Genomic DNA, 17210 nt, shown 5'->3' with positions numbered 1-17210 from the left:
GGTTGGGGGGAGATGAGCATGCGGCGCGGCTTGCCGCGCCGTATCTTAAACAATAACAAACACGTCATCCCGGAAAGGCCCACACCGACGCTCCATAAATACCCCAATTCCCCGCAGCCTTATCCGGGACCTGCCAGCTTCGCCATGCGACCATGTGAGTGGCTGGCATTCCAAACCGTATCATGCACTTTGCAGTGCAGGCAGTTGCATCCCAAACCGGCTAGTACATAGCGGCAGGTCTGAGCTGGTAGATCCCGGATAACCGTGCGACAGGGCGTCTTGCCACCTCCCAAACTCCGTGAACCGCACGGTTTCCGGGATGACGGGTTGGGGGGTTGGACGGGGTTCGGAGGTTGGGGTGAGGAACCGGCGCGGCTTGCCGCGCCGCATGCTCATCCCCCGGTATGCACCATCCTAAATCCTCCTTTCCCCGCTTATTTAATCAGCGTCATTTTCCTTGTGAGGACCTGATTGCCGGTTTGCAGGCGGTAGAGGTACACGCCGCTTGAGAGGGCCGAGGCGTCGAAAGGGCTGATGTGCCGGCCTGCGGGCAGGGGTCCGCTGTGCAGGGTTGCGACGCGCTGACCCTGTACGTTAAAGATTTCGAGGCGGACTTCCGCGGCCGCGGGCAGTTCAAATTGGATTTGGGTGACCGGGTTGAAGGGGTTGGGGTAGTTTTGTGCGAGGCTGAGCTGCTGTGGCAGGCCGGTTTCTTCACCGGGAATGAGGCTCAGCGGGGCGGGCAGCAGGTGAAGCCGCAGCCGGGGCTGCGGTTGTTCAGTCGTGCCATGCAGCGCCTGCTGCGGATCAGGTACTGCCGTGAGGGGCGCGGGCAGGCCGAAAAAACCTTCCTCTACCTGTACATCTTCAGCGGTACCGCGGCTCAAAACGGCGGGCGGGACAGGCGGCAGCGGACGGTTCAGGTCCGCATCCCCCAAAACAAGCGTGTACGAACCCGCCTGCGTGAGGTCGGTGAAGGTGCCCGTGTGCGTGTCTTCGAGCAGCAGCTGCACCCCGGCGGGCAGGCCCTCAATACGGGGCCATCTCAGGCTGAGGAGGCCTTCCGCCGGCACATAGCCCCCGCTGCCGGGCTGCCAGGCATCGGTATAAACCGGCAGCACCGTGCCGGTATCGGTGAGGACCTCTTCGGCGAGGGCGCGGATGCTCAGGGCGCGGCCCCCGGCAGTTGTGTACATCGTGAGGAAGGGGCGGTAATCGAGCGGATACAGGCGCAGGGCGTCGTGCAGGCTGCCGGTCTCTCCGAAGCCGCCTTCCGGATGCGTGCCGAGCCAGAGGCTGCTTTGCAGGGGCGCCACACCGGGCTGATCGGGCTGGAACGCAGCAACCAACTGCAGGCGGAAATCCTGCCCCTGCGGCGCGCGGAAGTAGGTTTCGCTCGTCTCGGTCGTGCGGGCACTGAGAGGGATGCCGAGCTCGGGCGCTTCCCCCGTTGCCTGTACAAAAAAGCCCTGGAAAGGCCCAAGCAGGCCGTCGGTTAAACCGCCGGTTTCCAGTTCGGTGCTGTAGCTTACGAACGCGCCCGTGCTAAAATCATAGGCGTACACGACGGGTGCGAGCTGTACGCGCTCCAGCTCCCCAAAGCGGAGGGTCGCGTTAAAAGGATTTCCGGCGAGGGAGAAATTCCCGCTACCGGTATTCAGGGCGGGCACGCTGCCGTTTCCGTTTTGGATGACGGCTGCCGTGAGCCGGACCCCGTTGTGCTGCAAGCCCTCAAGGGTGAAGGTCTTGGGGAAGCCATCCAAGCCGGAATTCGTCTGATCCGGACTGTAGCGGTCGAACAGGTACACCCCTACGGCAGTACCGGCCGGGATTTCGGAGGAAAGGTTCAGGGCCTCATTCCCGCTGTTGAAAGCGACGTATTGCTGATTCTGATTGAGGGTGATGACATTGGGGTCGGCGGCCGGATTCGGGTAGCTGCTCCCCTCCCCTACCCCCTGCGTACGCACCCCGGCGAGCAGCTGCGCGAAGCTCGCCCCCTGCACCGGCGCACTGATGAAACGCCAGCCCTGCTGCTCAGGACCAGGATCACTGTCGTTTCCGATGGAAAGGGATTTGGTGACGGGATCGAAATCGAGGAGATTGCGGGCAGCGATGTTGAGACCCACATTGCTCTGCTGCACAATAGCAACAACATTTTGGGGACCTGAGGGAATTTTGGTCTCCGGTTCAGCAAGATCAGAATCATCAAATACCATTCTGAAACGGCCAATAAAGCCTTCGATACTGGGATCTGTGATATTGGTGATTTCGTCTCTGTCAGGGAAATCCGAACCGGCACTTTGAAATTCGACATTTTCCACAATAATCAACCGCGCCTGATCATCGGTAGTGATGTCCGCAAGTGTTCGTAAAACGGGAGTAACAACATTCCCTGATGATATGGCATCACCAGGATCAAGTACCGGCGTGAGCCTCAATTGTCCTTGAAAGGTAGCCAATGTTCCAATCAGGGAACCGACCCGATCACCGATCGCATAGGTAGTTGTGATAACCCGCTGTCCATCAACGAGCGGATCGTCAATCTGAATCCCAAAGCCTGACTCATCCTGAAAAAACTTGGCATTGCGGAAGCCTCTCTGCCCGGTTAGAGTAGCTTCGCTCGTGAGGCGGTACAGGGTATTGCCTGTAGGTTGACTGCGCAGGTTTTGAATGGAAGCTACATTTAGCGGGAATACAAACTCCCCGCCGGTTTCTGCGCTTTGGTTGCTGTCATCAATGGCGAGGAGGCGCAGGTTCAAAGCCCCTTGACCATCGGGCAGCGTAAACGTACCATTCGTCACTTCAATCCGCTCTGAATTGTTTACATCTGCCGGATCACTGTCGTTTATCGTGTAAAAAAAGCTGGTCGTTCCCGTTTCATACAAACCAAAGTTTTCGATGGATAGGGTAAGATCTTCAAAGAAAGGACCTTCAGAAGCCTGAACTGAAAGTTGTGGCACTGCAACAATAGCAGCGACGGAAACATCGCTGATGCCGATTTGCCGGCTTGCATCAGTACCAGTTCCTCGGTCACTTGCCCAGCTAAGCGTGAATACCTGACCGTCTGGGATATCAAGCCCCTGGACAATGGCCGAACGGGTTTGGTCTTCACCAACTTCTGTTGAATAGGCAAGTGCTTCTACCACCTGCCCGGCAACAGTGACCGTCCATGCCGGAAAACGTGTTTGATCAACCCGCGCAACCCGCCCCAAATAGCTCACATCCAAAGCACGGATGGTCGCACCGGTGTTATTGAGGAGGGTGAGGGTCGCGGTGAAAATGCCGGATGAACCTGTATGCTGATAGCCTAGGACGCTGTCATTGCCGCGAAGTCCGCCTGCGGTGCCTGAGCCCCAGTCGCCTTGGTAGGCTTCTACACCGCCCGTGCTGTTAATTGACCATCCCTCAGGCAGGGTTGCTGCGCTTGTGAAGCCGGAGAAATTTTGCTCATACGGCAGATTAAATTCCGTTAGCGCGACAGACGGAGTGCTGAAACTCAGCTCCGCTCCAAAAGTAGTGTCTTCTTCATTGATGGCAAAGGCACGAAAATAATAGGTCGTACCTGATGTAAGCCCCGTAGCCTCAAGGCTAAACGGTCCTGCACCGAATGGTCCGGTTTCAGACAATTCGATTCCGTCAACTTGCGGGTCAAACCCTTGATCTGTGCTGTACTTAAACCCACGTACTGTTATTTCTTTACCACCGTCACTTGTAACATCAGCGTTCAAGGTGGCAAAGGTCAGATTCACATCCGTTGCGGGTTCCGTTGTTAGGGTTGGGGCTTCGAAATAATCGGTGATGAGTAAGTCATCAATATTCATTCTTCTATTGGTACTCGTATTTCCCCCGCTAACATGAATTATTCTAACCCTTACGTTACCTGTTACATTTACTGCTTTTGAGAAAGTTTGTACATCATCGTTTGCAGGTGCTGTAAAGTCTGAACCTATTTGTGACCAAGTACCCCCATTATCCAAGGAATATTCTACTCGCCACGTTACTTGACTATCCGACCCATACCTTCTGTAATTGAAACTAATATTACCGATACCGCCTTCTTTATTACTCGTCATTGTCATTTGCGAAGTGCTATACCCCCGAAGGCGTGCCGATCGTACCCCATTAAACCAATCCGCTGCCAAGGGTTCCGTAGGAATAATTACCTGCACACCAGTCCATGTAATCCCGTTTAGATCATGATCCGTAAATCCGTAATTATTTACAGATGTTGCATCATTATCACCGTCAAAATCAACTGAATACTGACGCGCCTGCAGCGGCTGCAAAAGGGCTGTAAGGCAAAGCAGAAGCAGCACCATCCCCCCCCCTTTCAAAAAGCCGCTTGCCTTGGGTCGGCGGAGGGCCTTCAGCGGTACCGGCAGCTGCGGCTGCGCGAGTGCTTGCAACTTGCAGGTCACGGTCGCGGTCGCGGTCGGGGCAAGGCGCTGGGGCAGGTTCGTAGTCGTAGGATGCGGCTGCCGGTGATCACCCGGGTGCGAAACAGCGGAAAACAAAGGGAAAACAGGCATCAGCAAAAGGATAAAATTCAGGGATTGAGGATGTAAAAAAAGGCAGCGGCGCGCTGTGGTCCGGTGCAGCACCCCCGCACCCGGTAACACGGGCACAGGCTTAGTAAAGAGCTGAGGTTAAAGCTCGGGGTGCCGGCGCTTGCTCAGGATCAGGGACTAAACGCCACAGCGGGCCTGGCATCAGGGGAAATCAAGCGCAAAGCATGCGAACCGTACGATTCGTGTGAACCGCCGCAAAATACCCAAGCCTAACAAAAAATCATATAAACAGCGGGTTAAGGTCAACAAAAAACATTTCCCCGCAAAACAGTCACCAATCGCAGCACGAGGGGATCATAGGCCGGCAGCACAAAGGTACGCACATAACGCAGGCAAAGCGTGCAAAGCAAACACGAAGCGCAGGATAAAAAGGGGGACCGTTCACATAGGCCGCTATCCGAACGTTACGCACGCGGGGCAGGCAAGGCCGTGCGCGGGTATAGCACGCGGGTTAACCGGGTTGGCATGGCATAGCATGAATGGGCGCGGTTGTTTATGAAAATGCCCGACAACCGCAAATCGCGCAACCCACCCGACGCGCCCGCGCGCCGCGATATATCGGCGAGCCCGCATCGTAGGGGCGGCGCCTACGTGCCCGCCCCGCGTGCGGTAGGGGCGACGCCTTGTGCTCGCCCCGCGTGCGTGTGCCATTTCGGAATTGCGACACGAAGCCCAGCAGGTCCTGGTCGCGTCAGCCGCCTGCCTGACCTCACCCCCGGCCCCTCTCCTGAACAAGACCTGTAAGCCTCATGCGGTTTTTGCTCAGGAGAGGGGAGCGCCTGAATCCAGGGTACGGGACGTTGCGGATTTAAATTATCGCGAACAAACCGGCGCGCCCACGCGCCGCGATGTATTGGTGAACCCGCACGTAGGGGCAGCGCCTACGTGCCCGCCCCGTGTGGGTAGGGGCGACGCCTTGTGCTCGCCCCATACGCGTCAGCCACCCCGGCATTTCGATCCCGCCTCCACATTCCCGAATCCGAAATTGAAACCGAAGGCAGGCCGCCATAGCCGTTATCAGGGTTTCGAGGCCTGCAACAACATTTCCACACCCCGTCCTGCCACCACCGTGGCTTTTTTTAATTTTGGCGCATTTATAACCTATTGCCGTTGAATAATTTAGTCCCGGGGCCACCCCTCTCGAGAGGGGAATTGGGAGGCCCTGAGGTGGTAAAAAATATCGTGGTCGGCGATTGAATGTGGTTTTGTTTTTCGCAATCAAATCCCGAATCCGCCTCCGGCGCGCTCCGCGCGCGCCGCGAATAACCAGTGCCCCCGCGCACGGTAGGGGCGGCGCCTTGTGCTCGCCCCGCGTGCGGCAGCCATTTCGGAATTGCGTCACGAAGCCCTGCAGATCCTGGTCGCGTCAGCCGCCTGCCGGACCTCACCCCCGGCCCCTCTCCTGAACTGCTTTTGCAACCCTCATGCGGTTTTTGCTCAGGAGAGGGGAGCGCCTGAATTCAGGGTACGGGGCGTTGCGGATTTAAATTATCGCGAACAAACCGGCGCGCCCGCGCGCCGCGATATATCGTCGAACCCGCACGTAGGGGCGGCGCCTACGTGCCCGCCCCGCGTGCGGTAGGGGCGACACCTTGTGCTCGCCCCCGTGTGCGCAAGCCATTTCGGCATTTCGATCCCGCCTCCACATTCCCGAATCCGAAATTGAAACCGAAGGCAGGCCGCCATAGCCGTTATCAGGGTTTCGAGGCCTGCAACAACATTTCCACACCCCGTCCCGCCAACACCGTGGCCTTTTTGCATTTTGGTGCATTTATACCCAATTGCCGTTGAATGGTTTAGTACCGGGGCCACCCCTCTCGAGAGGGGAATTGGGAGGCCCTGAGGTGGAATGAAATTTCGTGGTCGGCGATTAAATTTGGTGTTGATTTTCGCAATCAAATTATCGCGAAGAACCCGGCGCGCCCGCGCGCCGTGATATATCGGCGAACCCGACGGTAGGGGCGACGCCTACGTGCCCGCCCCGCGTGCGGCAGCCGCCACGGAATTGCGTCACGAAACCGAACCCGGCGCGCCCTGCGCGCGCCGCGAAGAACCAGTGCCCCCGCGCACTGTAGGGGCGACGCCTTGTGCTCGCCCCATACGCGTCAGCCACCCAAATATACCTGCCGACTCGTGTGTGGCTGCACACTGCGTAGAGCGACGACCTTGATTCCGACACCGATGCCTGTTGGTCTGTGGGTTTATCAAAGATTTTGAACCTGATCGGATTTTGGTGATGAATCGAACGCCCGCGTCACACCCCGTCCCGCCACCACCGTGGCTTTTTTTAATTTTGGCGCATTTATAACCCATTGCCGTTGAATGGTTTAGTTCCGGGGCCACCCCTCTCGAGAGGGGAATTGGGGAGATCGGTGGTTGAATAAAATTTCGTGGTCGGCGATTGAATTTGGTATTGATTTTCGGTTCCAAATTACAGCGAAGAACCCGGCGCGCCCTGCGCGCGCCGCAAAGAACCAGTGCCCCCGCGCACCGTAGGGGCGACGCCTTGTGCTCGCCCCATACGCGTCAGTTGCCCAAATTTCCATGCCGAACCACGCGTAAGTGCGCATTGTAAGCGCACGTCACCGATGACGATTCCAACACATAAAAAAAGGGATAAGCGCCTTTGAAAGCGGCCTTATCCCTTATTTTTTAATGAAGCTATAATTTGAAGCTACGTAGCAACGTGATGCGTTGGCTTAGTCTTGTTTCTGTTGACGCAGACGGCGTACGGCGTAGGCGCCGCCGGCGGCGAGCAGAATACCGAGGCCGCTGCCTATCGGGGTTTGAATCGGGGCGCCGGGAGGTGCTGGCGGGCCGCCGGGTCCGTCGCCGTTGCCATTACCCTGGGTTTCCCAAATGTCGCCACGAGGTTGTGATTGCGCCTGCACATCGGCAGGCGGGGTGAGTAAAAAGGCGAAAACAAAAAGGGTTGAGAGTGTTGCAATAAGTCTTTTCATAGGTCCGGAAGGTATCAGTTCAAAAAAGTCGTTTTTTAAAAAAATCAGAAGTGCGGCTGCACAGGGTCATACGGCTGTGACCGCTGACCGCGAGCGCTCAGACAGCACCGCTGTGCCATCTGCCGTCCGCGGTCAGCGGTCCGCCGTCAACATTACAATTACTTGATCAGCGTCATCTTGCGGGTGAGGACCTGATTGGCGGCCTGCAGGCGGTACAGGTACACGCCGCTGGAGAGGGCTGAGGCGTCGAAGCTCACGTTGTGTACCCCTGCCTGAACGGTGCCGTTCACCAGGGTTGCGACCCGCTGCCCCTGCACGTTGAACACCTCGAGACGCACTTCCTCCGCAGCCGGAAGCTCAAAGTTAATCAGTGTTGTGGGGTTGAAGGGGTTGGGGTAGTTCTGACTGAGACTCACTTCACGCGGCAGCTCTCCCTGTTCTGGGGTGGATGTGGAAGTTTCAGAGATAAACGTCACGCTGAAGCGGGACACAGCCTTTTCAGTTAAATCAGCAGAACGCATAGCGAATTTATGCTCAAGAACTCGTGCTGATTGTGTTTCGCCCATTTCAAAACTATAACTATCCTCTACGAGTAAGTCGATCACCGTACCTGTTACGCTATCCGTAAGGAAGATACTCCATCCATCAGGAACGTTATCCATTTGGGGCCAAATCATTTCAACGGTTCCTGTGAGAGGCTCATAAGCAGTTTGCGACTGATTTGGTTTCCAAGCCTCAATGTGAATCGGCATAGAAAGAGGCTCAGCCAGCTCAATAGGAAGGTGTTTAGTTTGAAGCGCTGAACCTTCCGTGCTTGTAAACATGGTTAGAAAAGCGCTGAAGTCAAGCGGATATATCATGTGGGCGTCGTAGTTATTCCGATTTTGGCTTCCGCTTTCGGCAAAACTAAAGAACATGTCGCCGGCTTGCTGACCATTTATACGAGCAGCAATTTGGATACCAAAGGATTCGGTATCCTTAGGTACAGAATGTAATTCACCCGATCCTGATATTGCTGATGTCGGAATTGTGAGTTCAGCACTATTGCTTGTTGCTTGTACGAAGAAACCCTGGAAAGGCGCAATAACACCACCTGTAAGGCCCCCTGTAGTTCCGTTCCAGGTTCGAAAACCGCCACCAACATCCTCTGTTACTTCTTCATCATCCCCTCCAAATTCACTGAATCCGGCATCGTAATTATGCTGGTATACGTAAACAACATTTGAAATATCTGTTGTTTCGAAGTCGCCAAACGTAATTGACTGTGAAAAGGGGTTGCCCAGCAGCGTAAAGTTACCTGCTCCCTGGGCTAGGATGTCATCAAGCTCAACATTCGAGTTTCTGGGTTCGCCCGGAAGGCCCAAAATTTTAGGCCATGAGATGCTCGTCGGTTCATTGTGTATATCCTGAGCAAAAACATAAACTGCAAATCCCTCACCGGCAGGTATTGCGGTGTTCATATCCGCTAAGGGACTATATTCATCGTTTACTGAGGCAGTACCGTCAAAAAGTAAAATATTAGGGTGGGAAGAGCCAGGATCGTTTGAATTTAAAGGCCCCTGGGTCCATATTGGATCGAGCAATGTACTATAGGTAGCTCCTTCAACGGGAGAAGAGAGGAATCGCCAGCCATCACCGGCACCTTCACGAATAGTAGCAACAGACGCTTCTTGAACTGAAAAATCTCTGAAGCGAGTGCCTGACCCTACATCACCATCTGTCATTTCAAACTTAAATTTTCCCCTTTCAACATTTAAATCACCAGTCAGATCGACATAAGCTGTAAAGGTTTCGTAATCTGAGGGCACTTTAAATGATCGGAAAGATGTATATGTGTCACCATCATCATCTGATAAGAATAGGGTAAGCTCTTGTCCTGATTCTCCACCAAATGTTTCTAAATCAAACTCAAGCATTAAGCCGGTTAACTCAGTGAAATCAATGGCTGGAGACTCAAAAATTCCTTCCCTTAAAATGTTAAGATATCCACCTGCACTAGTCCTTAACTCTACGTTCGTGTTAGCAAAAAAGAAATTATCGAACGCATCACCCAGTTCTGTAACTGTTCTGAATTCGTTTGAATATGGTAAGGACAAGTTTTGGGTCTCACTAACAGATCCGTCAAGAAAAACATCATTAACCCGAAACTGGCCACTGCCACCATCCCAGCCTTTTATTCTGACCTCAATTTCACTAAGATTCCTGAAGCCAACAGATGGTAATGATTCAGCAAAGCCAGTTACAACCTCTCCAATTTCATCACTAAATAGTACAAAGCCATTAGCTGTAACGGTCATTTGCTCAGGCCCTGCTCCAGTACGTGTATGTTCGAATGACAACTCAGTTGCGTCAATTACAAAACCCGGATCGGCCTCGAGTGTAAAGAAAAAAAACTTAGCCTCGTCGGATGATTCTTCATCCCAGCCTCCAGTTCCCTGGGCATAAGGCGTACCAGAGCCTGACCATGTACCTGTGGAACCAAAAGTTATATTTCCATCAGAAAGTTGAAAATCCGATGCCGTAGCATCAACAGGTGACTGCGCAGGTTCTACAGTATTACCTATAAATTCATAAATCAGAAATTTAGCTTCCGCTACCTCGCCACTAAGTGCTACTTCTGCTTCATTTTCTACTGGTGCTCCACCGCCTGTAATAGTCAAGTCTCCAGAGTAACTCCCAATCCCAAGTCCCGGCTGCAATCTTACCCAAATTGTTACCGGTGAACCGTCATAATCAGTTAAAGTAACAGTTGGTCCGAAATCTGCCGTACCTGATGTATTGGAAACCTGAAAGCTTGTAGGAGCTGTAACTGTTACATCATTAGTGCCATCCATATTTTCACCAGTTACGGTAAAGCTTTGTGCCGGAGGCTCTGCTTGCCCTTCCGGATAATCAAGACCTTCGATAGAAGCTACGGAAGCCAGTAATATCGGATTTGTAGTTGTTGAATTTACATCGCCAAATACCCTGAAATTGTTAAATCTTAAATTTCCTGTACCTGTAGCATCATGCCCCCATATTCTGATTGTAAGGGTTTCTTCCACATCACCGCTGGGTAATGCAGAGGCAGGTATAGTAAAACTATTTAAACTTCCAGTGTTTGTACTTGAAACTGATTCACCATCTAAGATGGTTACACCGGCCGTGGCAAAATTATCCAAACTGTATTGAACTGTAACTGCTGTTGGCCCGGAACTAGTTCTACCAAAACGCAACGTTATAGATGAGTAATCTATACCAAATCCCGAATTGGGTGTTACAGAAAACTGCAAATATTTTTCTGCTACATCAAAAGCCCCCTGATTCCAGCTCCCTGCATTTCCTATTTTTGTTCCACCATCATCATCTCCATTTTGGAAATTAATACTCCCAGTTGAAATGGTAACATTAGAAGCTAGTATTGACGCTGAAACACCGGTTGGTGAAACATTATCCTCGAAATTCCAGAGTGCAATCTGGGCACTTGCGCTCGTAGCGAACCCCAATAGTAAAATTATTGCCAACAAACCCGTAATCCAGCTGGTTAACCGAATTCGGTTCGGGTTTAACGGAAAATTATGGTGTAAAGAGGGTATCGTATTTATCATATCGAAAGTATTTATATTAATATAGATATAAAGCGGTTAGAAGATGTGACATAGTCTTTTTAAATCGTCATCATGACACACAGTTCATAATGGTACCAAGCAGCAAAATGTAAGCTCCCTCACAAATGGTAGATTCCTGTTAAAAGCACAGCAACAAATATGTGGGCTTAAAGCATATCAATCTGTCTGCCGTTCAGAATCTGTGAATTTTTAAAGTTTTGAAAGGGGTCGTTATTACCGCGGTTAATCTAAGCTTACAAGCCGAAATCTTCAAGTTAAGGCTTTGTTATCATTACCATATTAGCTTGTTTAAAAATCGGCCTTTATGTTGGTAGAGATACGATTTATTCTGTTCATTGCCGATGAAGCTGCGCATAATCACTTTTTCCCAGGCAATGACAAAGGCTATTTTCTAAAAACGTTAGCCATGCAAGGGCAAAAATATGGGCGGTTGTCAGAAACGGCAGCACTTTTTCGGAAGAGAGCAGCCGAAGCCCCAAAGAGGGCCCGGGAATGGAACTTAGATTGAGCGGCGGGTTTACTGTGCCGTTTTGGTACTGCAATAATAAGGCGGTAATGGTTAGGATTTTTTTCTAATTATCTGAATAACAGCATCAAACCTATTATACCGAAAAAGGTCTGCTTTATCAGGACTACATCACTTTATGCCTGTGGCAGGTCAGCTATAGGATACCATTCTTTACTGTAACGCGAGGGTTCAAGAGCTCATCGGCTTTTAATGCAACTACTCATTTAAGCCGCTTAATAATGATCCCAATCCTTCCGGATTGCCCCGGGATCGCCCCGGGATTGCTCCGGGATTGCTCCACAAATGCTCCGAGGATTTCCCGGCCTCCTCCAGTCGGGATAGGGGGGCTGTGGCGGAGGGCAGCCATTGTGCATGTCAGCTACCGACTTCGTATAAGCCCCCCCCAAAAAGCAAGGGTCTCATCTTTGATTAGGAGGCTTCCGTGCTGTCACGAAAGACCGTGATGTTCAAAGCGTTTCCCCCCCCACAAAATAAAAAAAGCCTGCTCGGCCTGCTTGTTTGGGTGCAGGCCGAGCAGGTGATTGATGGGGTTGCGCGGTATGGTGGGCCTCGCATGCGGCGCGCCTTGCGCGCGCCGCGATATATCGGCGAACCCGATGGTAGGGGCGGCGCCTACGTGCCCGCCCCGTGTGCGGTAGGGGCGACGCCTTGTGCTCGCCCCGCGTGCGTCAGCCGCCCATATCCGCGAGTCGAAATAAAACCGGAACCGAAAACAAACGCAGGCCTCCATGTCCGTTATCAGGGTTTCGTGGGCTGCAACAACATTTCCACACCCCGTCCCGCCACCACCGTGGCCTTTTTGAATTTGGTGCATTTATAACCCATTGCCGTTGAATAGCTTAATCCCGGGGCCACCCCTCTCGAGAGGGGAATTGGGAGGCCCTGATGTGGTATGGATTTTCGGGGTCGGCCAATGGGTTTGGTTTTTTTGGCTCCAAATTACCGCGAAGAAACCGGCGCGCCAGCGCGCCGCGATATATCCGGCGAACACGAACGTAGGGGCGGTGCCTATGTGCCCGCCCCCACACGCGTCAGCCACCCCGGAATCGCGTCACGAACCCGTCCCCGGCGCGCCAGCGCGCCGCAGGTAACACCGGATAGCAGGGAAAGCGTTGGTTAGTGGTTCGTGGTGTGTGCTTTAATGTGTATTTTGCGTTTTTTCTATTTTTCACCGGGGTGCCTGTTTCGAAAACAGCCCTAATTTTGTCCGCTTTTGTCTTTACTCAGAGAATACATACAGCTCCATAATGTGTTTTACCGCTACGTTGGCGCTAAAATGTATGCGGTTTTCTTTCTGAATCTCATCCTTGTGGTGATTACGTCTTTTGGCATTGCGCTGCTGCTGCCGCTCATCGAAATGGTTGATTCCGGCGGCAGCCCTGATCCTGGGGAGTCCGGTACGGTAGCACAGCTGATGTATCAGGTTGTGGCCTTTTTTGGATTTGATGGTTCTGTACCCGGCATTCTGCTGCTGATGGCCGCTGTGTTTGCTTTCAAAGGATTGTTTCATTTTGGCACAAGCGTTTTTGGCGTTTTCATATCAGCCCGGCTTCAGTATGATATCCGCGCTGAGCTTTTTGAGTTGTATAAAAACATGACCTACACCTTTTACAGCAGGCAAAATACCGGCCATTACATCAACATCCTGATCCATCAGATTTATCAGCTGATCAACGGCTTCTTCGCTTTTAAGAGCTTTAATGTACTGCTGATTCAAACCTTTGTGTTTGTGCTGTTTTCTTTTCTCATTTCATGGCAGTTTACATTAATGGCTGTTGCCGGGGGCATCTTGTACCTGATTGTGTTTCGCCCACTCAATGCATTTGTAAGGAAGATGTCGCGTCACATCAGCAGGGAGTATGCGACGCTCAACATGCAGCTGGTACAGACCATGCAGGGGTTTAAGTATCTGAGCGCAACTGCGGGGCTTGATCGCAGCGGACGGAACGTGGTAAGCAGTATTAAAGTGCTGGTTGACTATTTCAGGCGCTACGGTATTTATAAGGGCTTTGCGTCAGCTGTACGGGAGCCCCTTTCCGTTGGGCTCGTGCTGGGGATCATGGTGCTGCAGCTTGTGGTTTTTGAAGCGCCCCTCGCCCCGATTATCGTATCCCTCATTCTGATACACCGTGCATTTGGTCAGATTATGTCGCTGCAGGGTTCATGGCTGGGCGTTATCAATCACATCGGGCCCATCGAAATGGTAGAACGCGAAATGCGCAAGGTGAAGACCGGGCAGGTGCAGGATGGCCGTACTACACTTGCAGCCTTCAGCGATCGGATTGAGCTGCGTGATGTCAGTTTCTCCTATCTGAGCTACAAATCCCCGGATCCGATGAAGGAACCGCCGCGCAGCCTGATGAAGCTGCATGAGGAGGAAGAGGAAACACCGGATATTGTTCCGGTGCTGCATCACCTTAACGTTACCATTAATGCCAACACAACCGTTGCCTTTGTCGGGGAGTCCGGTTCCGGCAAATCCACCCTGCTTGATGTTTTGCTGCTGCTGCACCGTCCGCAGTACGGCAGCCTGTATATAGACGGTATCAACACCTCCGAAATAAAGCTTGAAAGCTGGCGCAGGCAGCTTGGCTACGTTTCTCAGGATTCTGTTTTGTTTGATGATACCGTTGCCAACAATATCTGTATGTGGAAGGGCGACCCGGAGCGCGAGCCGGAGCTGATGGAACAGATTCGTGAGGCAGCCCGAAGCGCACACGCCCTTAGCTTCATTGAAGCCATGCCCGACGGCTTTAATACCGTGATCGGCGACCGCGGCATGCGTCTATCCGGCGGACAAAAGCAGCGGCTTTGCATCGCACGGGAGCTGTTCAAGCAGCCGCGGGTACTGTTTTTGGATGAAGCAACAAGCGCCCTTGATTCTGAATCAGAGCACATCATTCGTCAAAGTATTGACGGACTCAAGGGCAAACTGACGGTCATTCAGGTTTCGCACCGGCTTTCAACCATCCGAAATGCCGATGTGATCTATTACCTGCAGCAGGGCCGCATCACCGAGCAGGGCACTTTTGATGCGCTCATCGCAAAAGGGGGAGATTTTGCAAAGGCTGCCGGACTGCAGAAATTCGATTAACCCGCTGTTCCGCTTCGGCACAGCAGGTATATTTGCCCCTAAAAAGCCATCAGGAATGAATTAAAGTGCTTACCCCCTATCCATCTTCGCCAATACATCTTGTGACAGCCCTCTCTGATGACAGGCAAGCTGCTAATACAGCAGGTATGGCTCACGGGCTTTCATAAAAACTTCCAATTCTTCTTCCCAAAAAGTCTCCGGGGCAGCGTCGCTTTCAAGAAAGCTGTCAATCTGCCGGGTACCTGCGAGATTGTAGAGGAAGCGGTTGGTTTCAGCATTCGGTGCGTATCGCAGCATTTCGCGGAAGATTTCAAGCCCAAGCTCGAGGGGACGCAGCGAATCGGCCTGTAGGGTGAGCGGGCTCAGTCGGATGCCGCTCACTTCGGTGCCGCGGTGTTTAGGATTGGTCGCCATGCCGGGTATATCAACCGGAGTAAAAACGACGGGCTCAAGCAGCGCAGGGTAGCTTTGCTGCAACCGCTGACGGCTTTCATCCGGAAAGACAAGACCGGGTGAGCCAATCTTCATAAACGGATCGAACGTACCGCGCCCTTCTGACATCGTGCTGCCCTCGAAAAAGCAGGTTCCGGGATATACAAGTGCGTTGGTGAAATGCGGCAGGTTCGGCGATGGCGGCACCCAATTCAAACCGGTATCATCCCAGTTTTGATCGCGTGTCCAGTTTTCCATAGGGATCACCCTCAATCGGGGCTCTGATTCCGTAGTAAGCCAACCTTCTCCCACCATCATGCGCGCAAGTTCACCAATAGTCATCCCGTGGACAATCGGTATCGGGAAAGCACCTACAAACGAGGTGAGATCCGGTTCAAGCACCCAGCCTGAAACATAGGTGCCGCCCAACGGATTGGGTCGGTCGAGTACCCATACTTCCACATCGTGTTCGGCAGCGGCTTCAAGTACGAGTCCGAGGGTTGAGATATAGGTATAAAAGCGCACGCCTGCGTCCTGCAGGTCGAAGAGAAGCAGGTCAATTCCGGCGAGCATATCTGATGTCGGGCGACGCGTTTGTCCGTAGAGCGAAAAAACGGGAAGGCCCGTTGCAAGGTCTGTGCCGTCCTGAATTTCTTCTCCGGCGGGCACATCACCCCTGAAGCCATGCTCGGCTGCAAACAGTGCGGTAACCGGTATTTCGTGGGTGAGCAGCGTATCGAGCAGGTGGGCTGAGCCGATACGGGAAGCAGGGTTGGCAAGCAGCCCTATGCTTCGGTCGCGCAGTTCTTCAACTGAATGGGAGATAAGCTGTTGCGCCCCTAACTTTATTTCCGGGGCGGAATGCTGCGCGTGGGATTGGTGTATATGAGTGTGTTCCCGGTCCGCACAACTAACAGTACACCAAAACAATACTGCAAGTAAAAGCAAGCTACAGAAGCGGAAACCGGGAACACTCATTTATTTTATAACTGAATACGTTGCGCGCTATTATGCGAGATTCGCAACTTCTTCAGATTTCGCAAAAAAGTAGGCTGATTCAATGGCGGCATTTTCGTCAGAATCAGAGCCGTGAATAATATTTTCGCCTTTGCTGTCCGCATAAAGTTTACGAATGGTTCCTTCCGCAGCTTCAGCAGGGTCGGTTGCGCCAATCAGTTTACGGAAATCAGCAACGGCGTTTTCTTTTTCAAGAATCATGGGTACACAGGGGCCGGAGCTCATGAAGGCACAGAGTTCGCCATAGAAAGGACGCTCTTTATGTACTTCGTAGAATCCGCCCGCAGTTGCCGCGGTGAGGCGGGTCATTTTCATGGCTACAATTTTGAAGCCGGCTTTTTGGATATGGGCAATTACATCGCCAACGTGGTTTTTACGGACACAGTCAGGTTTCAGGATGGTCAGGGTTCTGTTGGTTGCCATGCTTAATTGGGTGGGTTTAATCGTTTCTGATGAATATGTGGGTTGTCGAAAAAAGAGAAAACAGTCCCGCTGACGTCCGCCAACAAGCCCACTATTACATAACCACCATTTTTGTACAAGTTGTGGTAGGAAGGCTGAAGGTTTTTAGCACATTCTGATTGAATAATCGCCTGAATAATGCCGTCTGAGCTGTTTTTTCTGATTTTCATTTATTTATGAATATAAGCCATAATCCTGAGAACCTTAAACGTTTTTTGGTGAATTTGGCGATTCAGAGGTTTAACCCGCATTATTCACCAGGAAATTTTCTTGCTGGCAAGGCGAAGCCAAAAACTCAGCGGAGGGGTACCTGAGTACCATGAGCATGAGGTTTCAGCTTCAACGCAGCCAGCGGGGAAATTTCGCTGCGCGGGAATCGCTTCGCTCGGTGCACTTCGTGGGAATCGCTTCGCCCTGTGCACAGTCTTTAAACCGCATCCAAATTTGGCTTAACCTTATTTTCGATAAGCCAAATTGAACCAATACTTAACTCATAAATTCAGTTTAATTGTGAATAATGCGGGTTTAATTTCGCTGCCA

8 protein-coding genes are annotated in these 17210 nt (G+C 52.3%); 2 read left to right on the top strand and 6 right to left on the bottom strand.

Annotated features, from left to right (window positions below; all coding sequences use genetic code 11):
- Positions 1-434: 434 nt before the first annotated feature.
- The 3 genes from CYPRO_RS05500 to CYPRO_RS05490 all read right to left on the bottom strand — a co-directional run bounded on the left by CYPRO_RS05500 (position 435) and on the right by CYPRO_RS05490 (position 11115).
- Positions 435-3821: a T9SS type A sorting domain-containing protein gene (locus CYPRO_RS05500; RefSeq protein ID WP_164682566.1), complete on the bottom strand. Its 3387-nt coding sequence runs from the start codon at positions 3819-3821 to the stop codon at positions 435-437.
- Between the two features lie 3446 nt (positions 3822-7267).
- On the bottom strand, positions 7268-7528 hold the full coding sequence (locus tag CYPRO_RS05495; RefSeq protein WP_240644847.1) for a PID-CTERM protein-sorting domain-containing protein: 261 nt from the start codon (positions 7526-7528) through the stop codon (positions 7268-7270).
- Positions 7529-7686: 158 nt separating this feature from the next.
- The gene (locus tag CYPRO_RS05490) at positions 7687-11115 is read right to left on the bottom strand and encodes a T9SS type A sorting domain-containing protein (protein ID WP_114983648.1); all 3429 of its coding nucleotides are present in this window, start codon (positions 11113-11115) and stop codon (positions 7687-7689) included.
- 325 nt (positions 11116-11440) lie between these two features.
- Here CYPRO_RS05490 and CYPRO_RS05485 point away from each other — a divergent pair, with 325 nt between their 5' ends.
- Positions 11441-11644 (top strand): hypothetical protein, encoded by a 204-nt coding sequence (locus CYPRO_RS05485; RefSeq protein ID WP_114983647.1) that lies wholly within the window; start codon positions 11441-11443, stop codon positions 11642-11644.
- A gap of 448 nt (positions 11645-12092) precedes the next feature.
- On the opposite strand, the gene CYPRO_RS05480 is transcribed toward CYPRO_RS05485, so the two are convergent.
- A complete protein-coding gene (locus tag CYPRO_RS05480) occupies positions 12093-12395 on the bottom strand; it encodes a hypothetical protein (protein ID WP_114983646.1) in 303 nt (100 codons plus the stop codon).
- 483 nt (positions 12396-12878) lie between these two features.
- On the opposite strand from CYPRO_RS05480, the gene CYPRO_RS05475 reads away from it, so the two are divergent.
- Positions 12879-14759: an ABC transporter ATP-binding protein gene (locus tag CYPRO_RS05475; RefSeq protein WP_114983645.1), complete on the top strand. Its 1881-nt coding sequence runs from the start codon at positions 12879-12881 to the stop codon at positions 14757-14759.
- Positions 14760-14891: 132 nt separating this feature from the next.
- Here the strand turns inward: CYPRO_RS05475 and CYPRO_RS05470 are convergent, their stop codons facing one another.
- Both CYPRO_RS05470 and CYPRO_RS05465 read right to left on the bottom strand, forming a co-directional pair.
- The gene (locus CYPRO_RS05470) at positions 14892-16139 is read right to left on the bottom strand and encodes an exo-beta-N-acetylmuramidase NamZ family protein (RefSeq protein ID WP_164682564.1); all 1248 of its coding nucleotides are present in this window, start codon (positions 16137-16139) and stop codon (positions 14892-14894) included.
- A 60-nt stretch (positions 16140-16199) separates the two neighbouring features.
- Positions 16200-16631, bottom strand: a complete 432-nt coding sequence (locus CYPRO_RS05465; protein ID WP_114983643.1) for a nucleoside-diphosphate kinase — start codon at positions 16629-16631, stop codon at positions 16200-16202.
- Positions 16632-17210: the final 579 nt, after the last annotated feature.

This window comes from Cyclonatronum proteinivorum, from assembly GCF_003353065.1.
GTDB classification, from domain to species: domain Bacteria; phylum Bacteroidota; class Rhodothermia; order Balneolales; family Cyclonatronaceae; genus Cyclonatronum; species Cyclonatronum proteinivorum.
The sequence above is the reverse complement of the archived record's forward strand: the minus strand, read 5'-3'. Positions and strand labels throughout refer to the sequence as shown.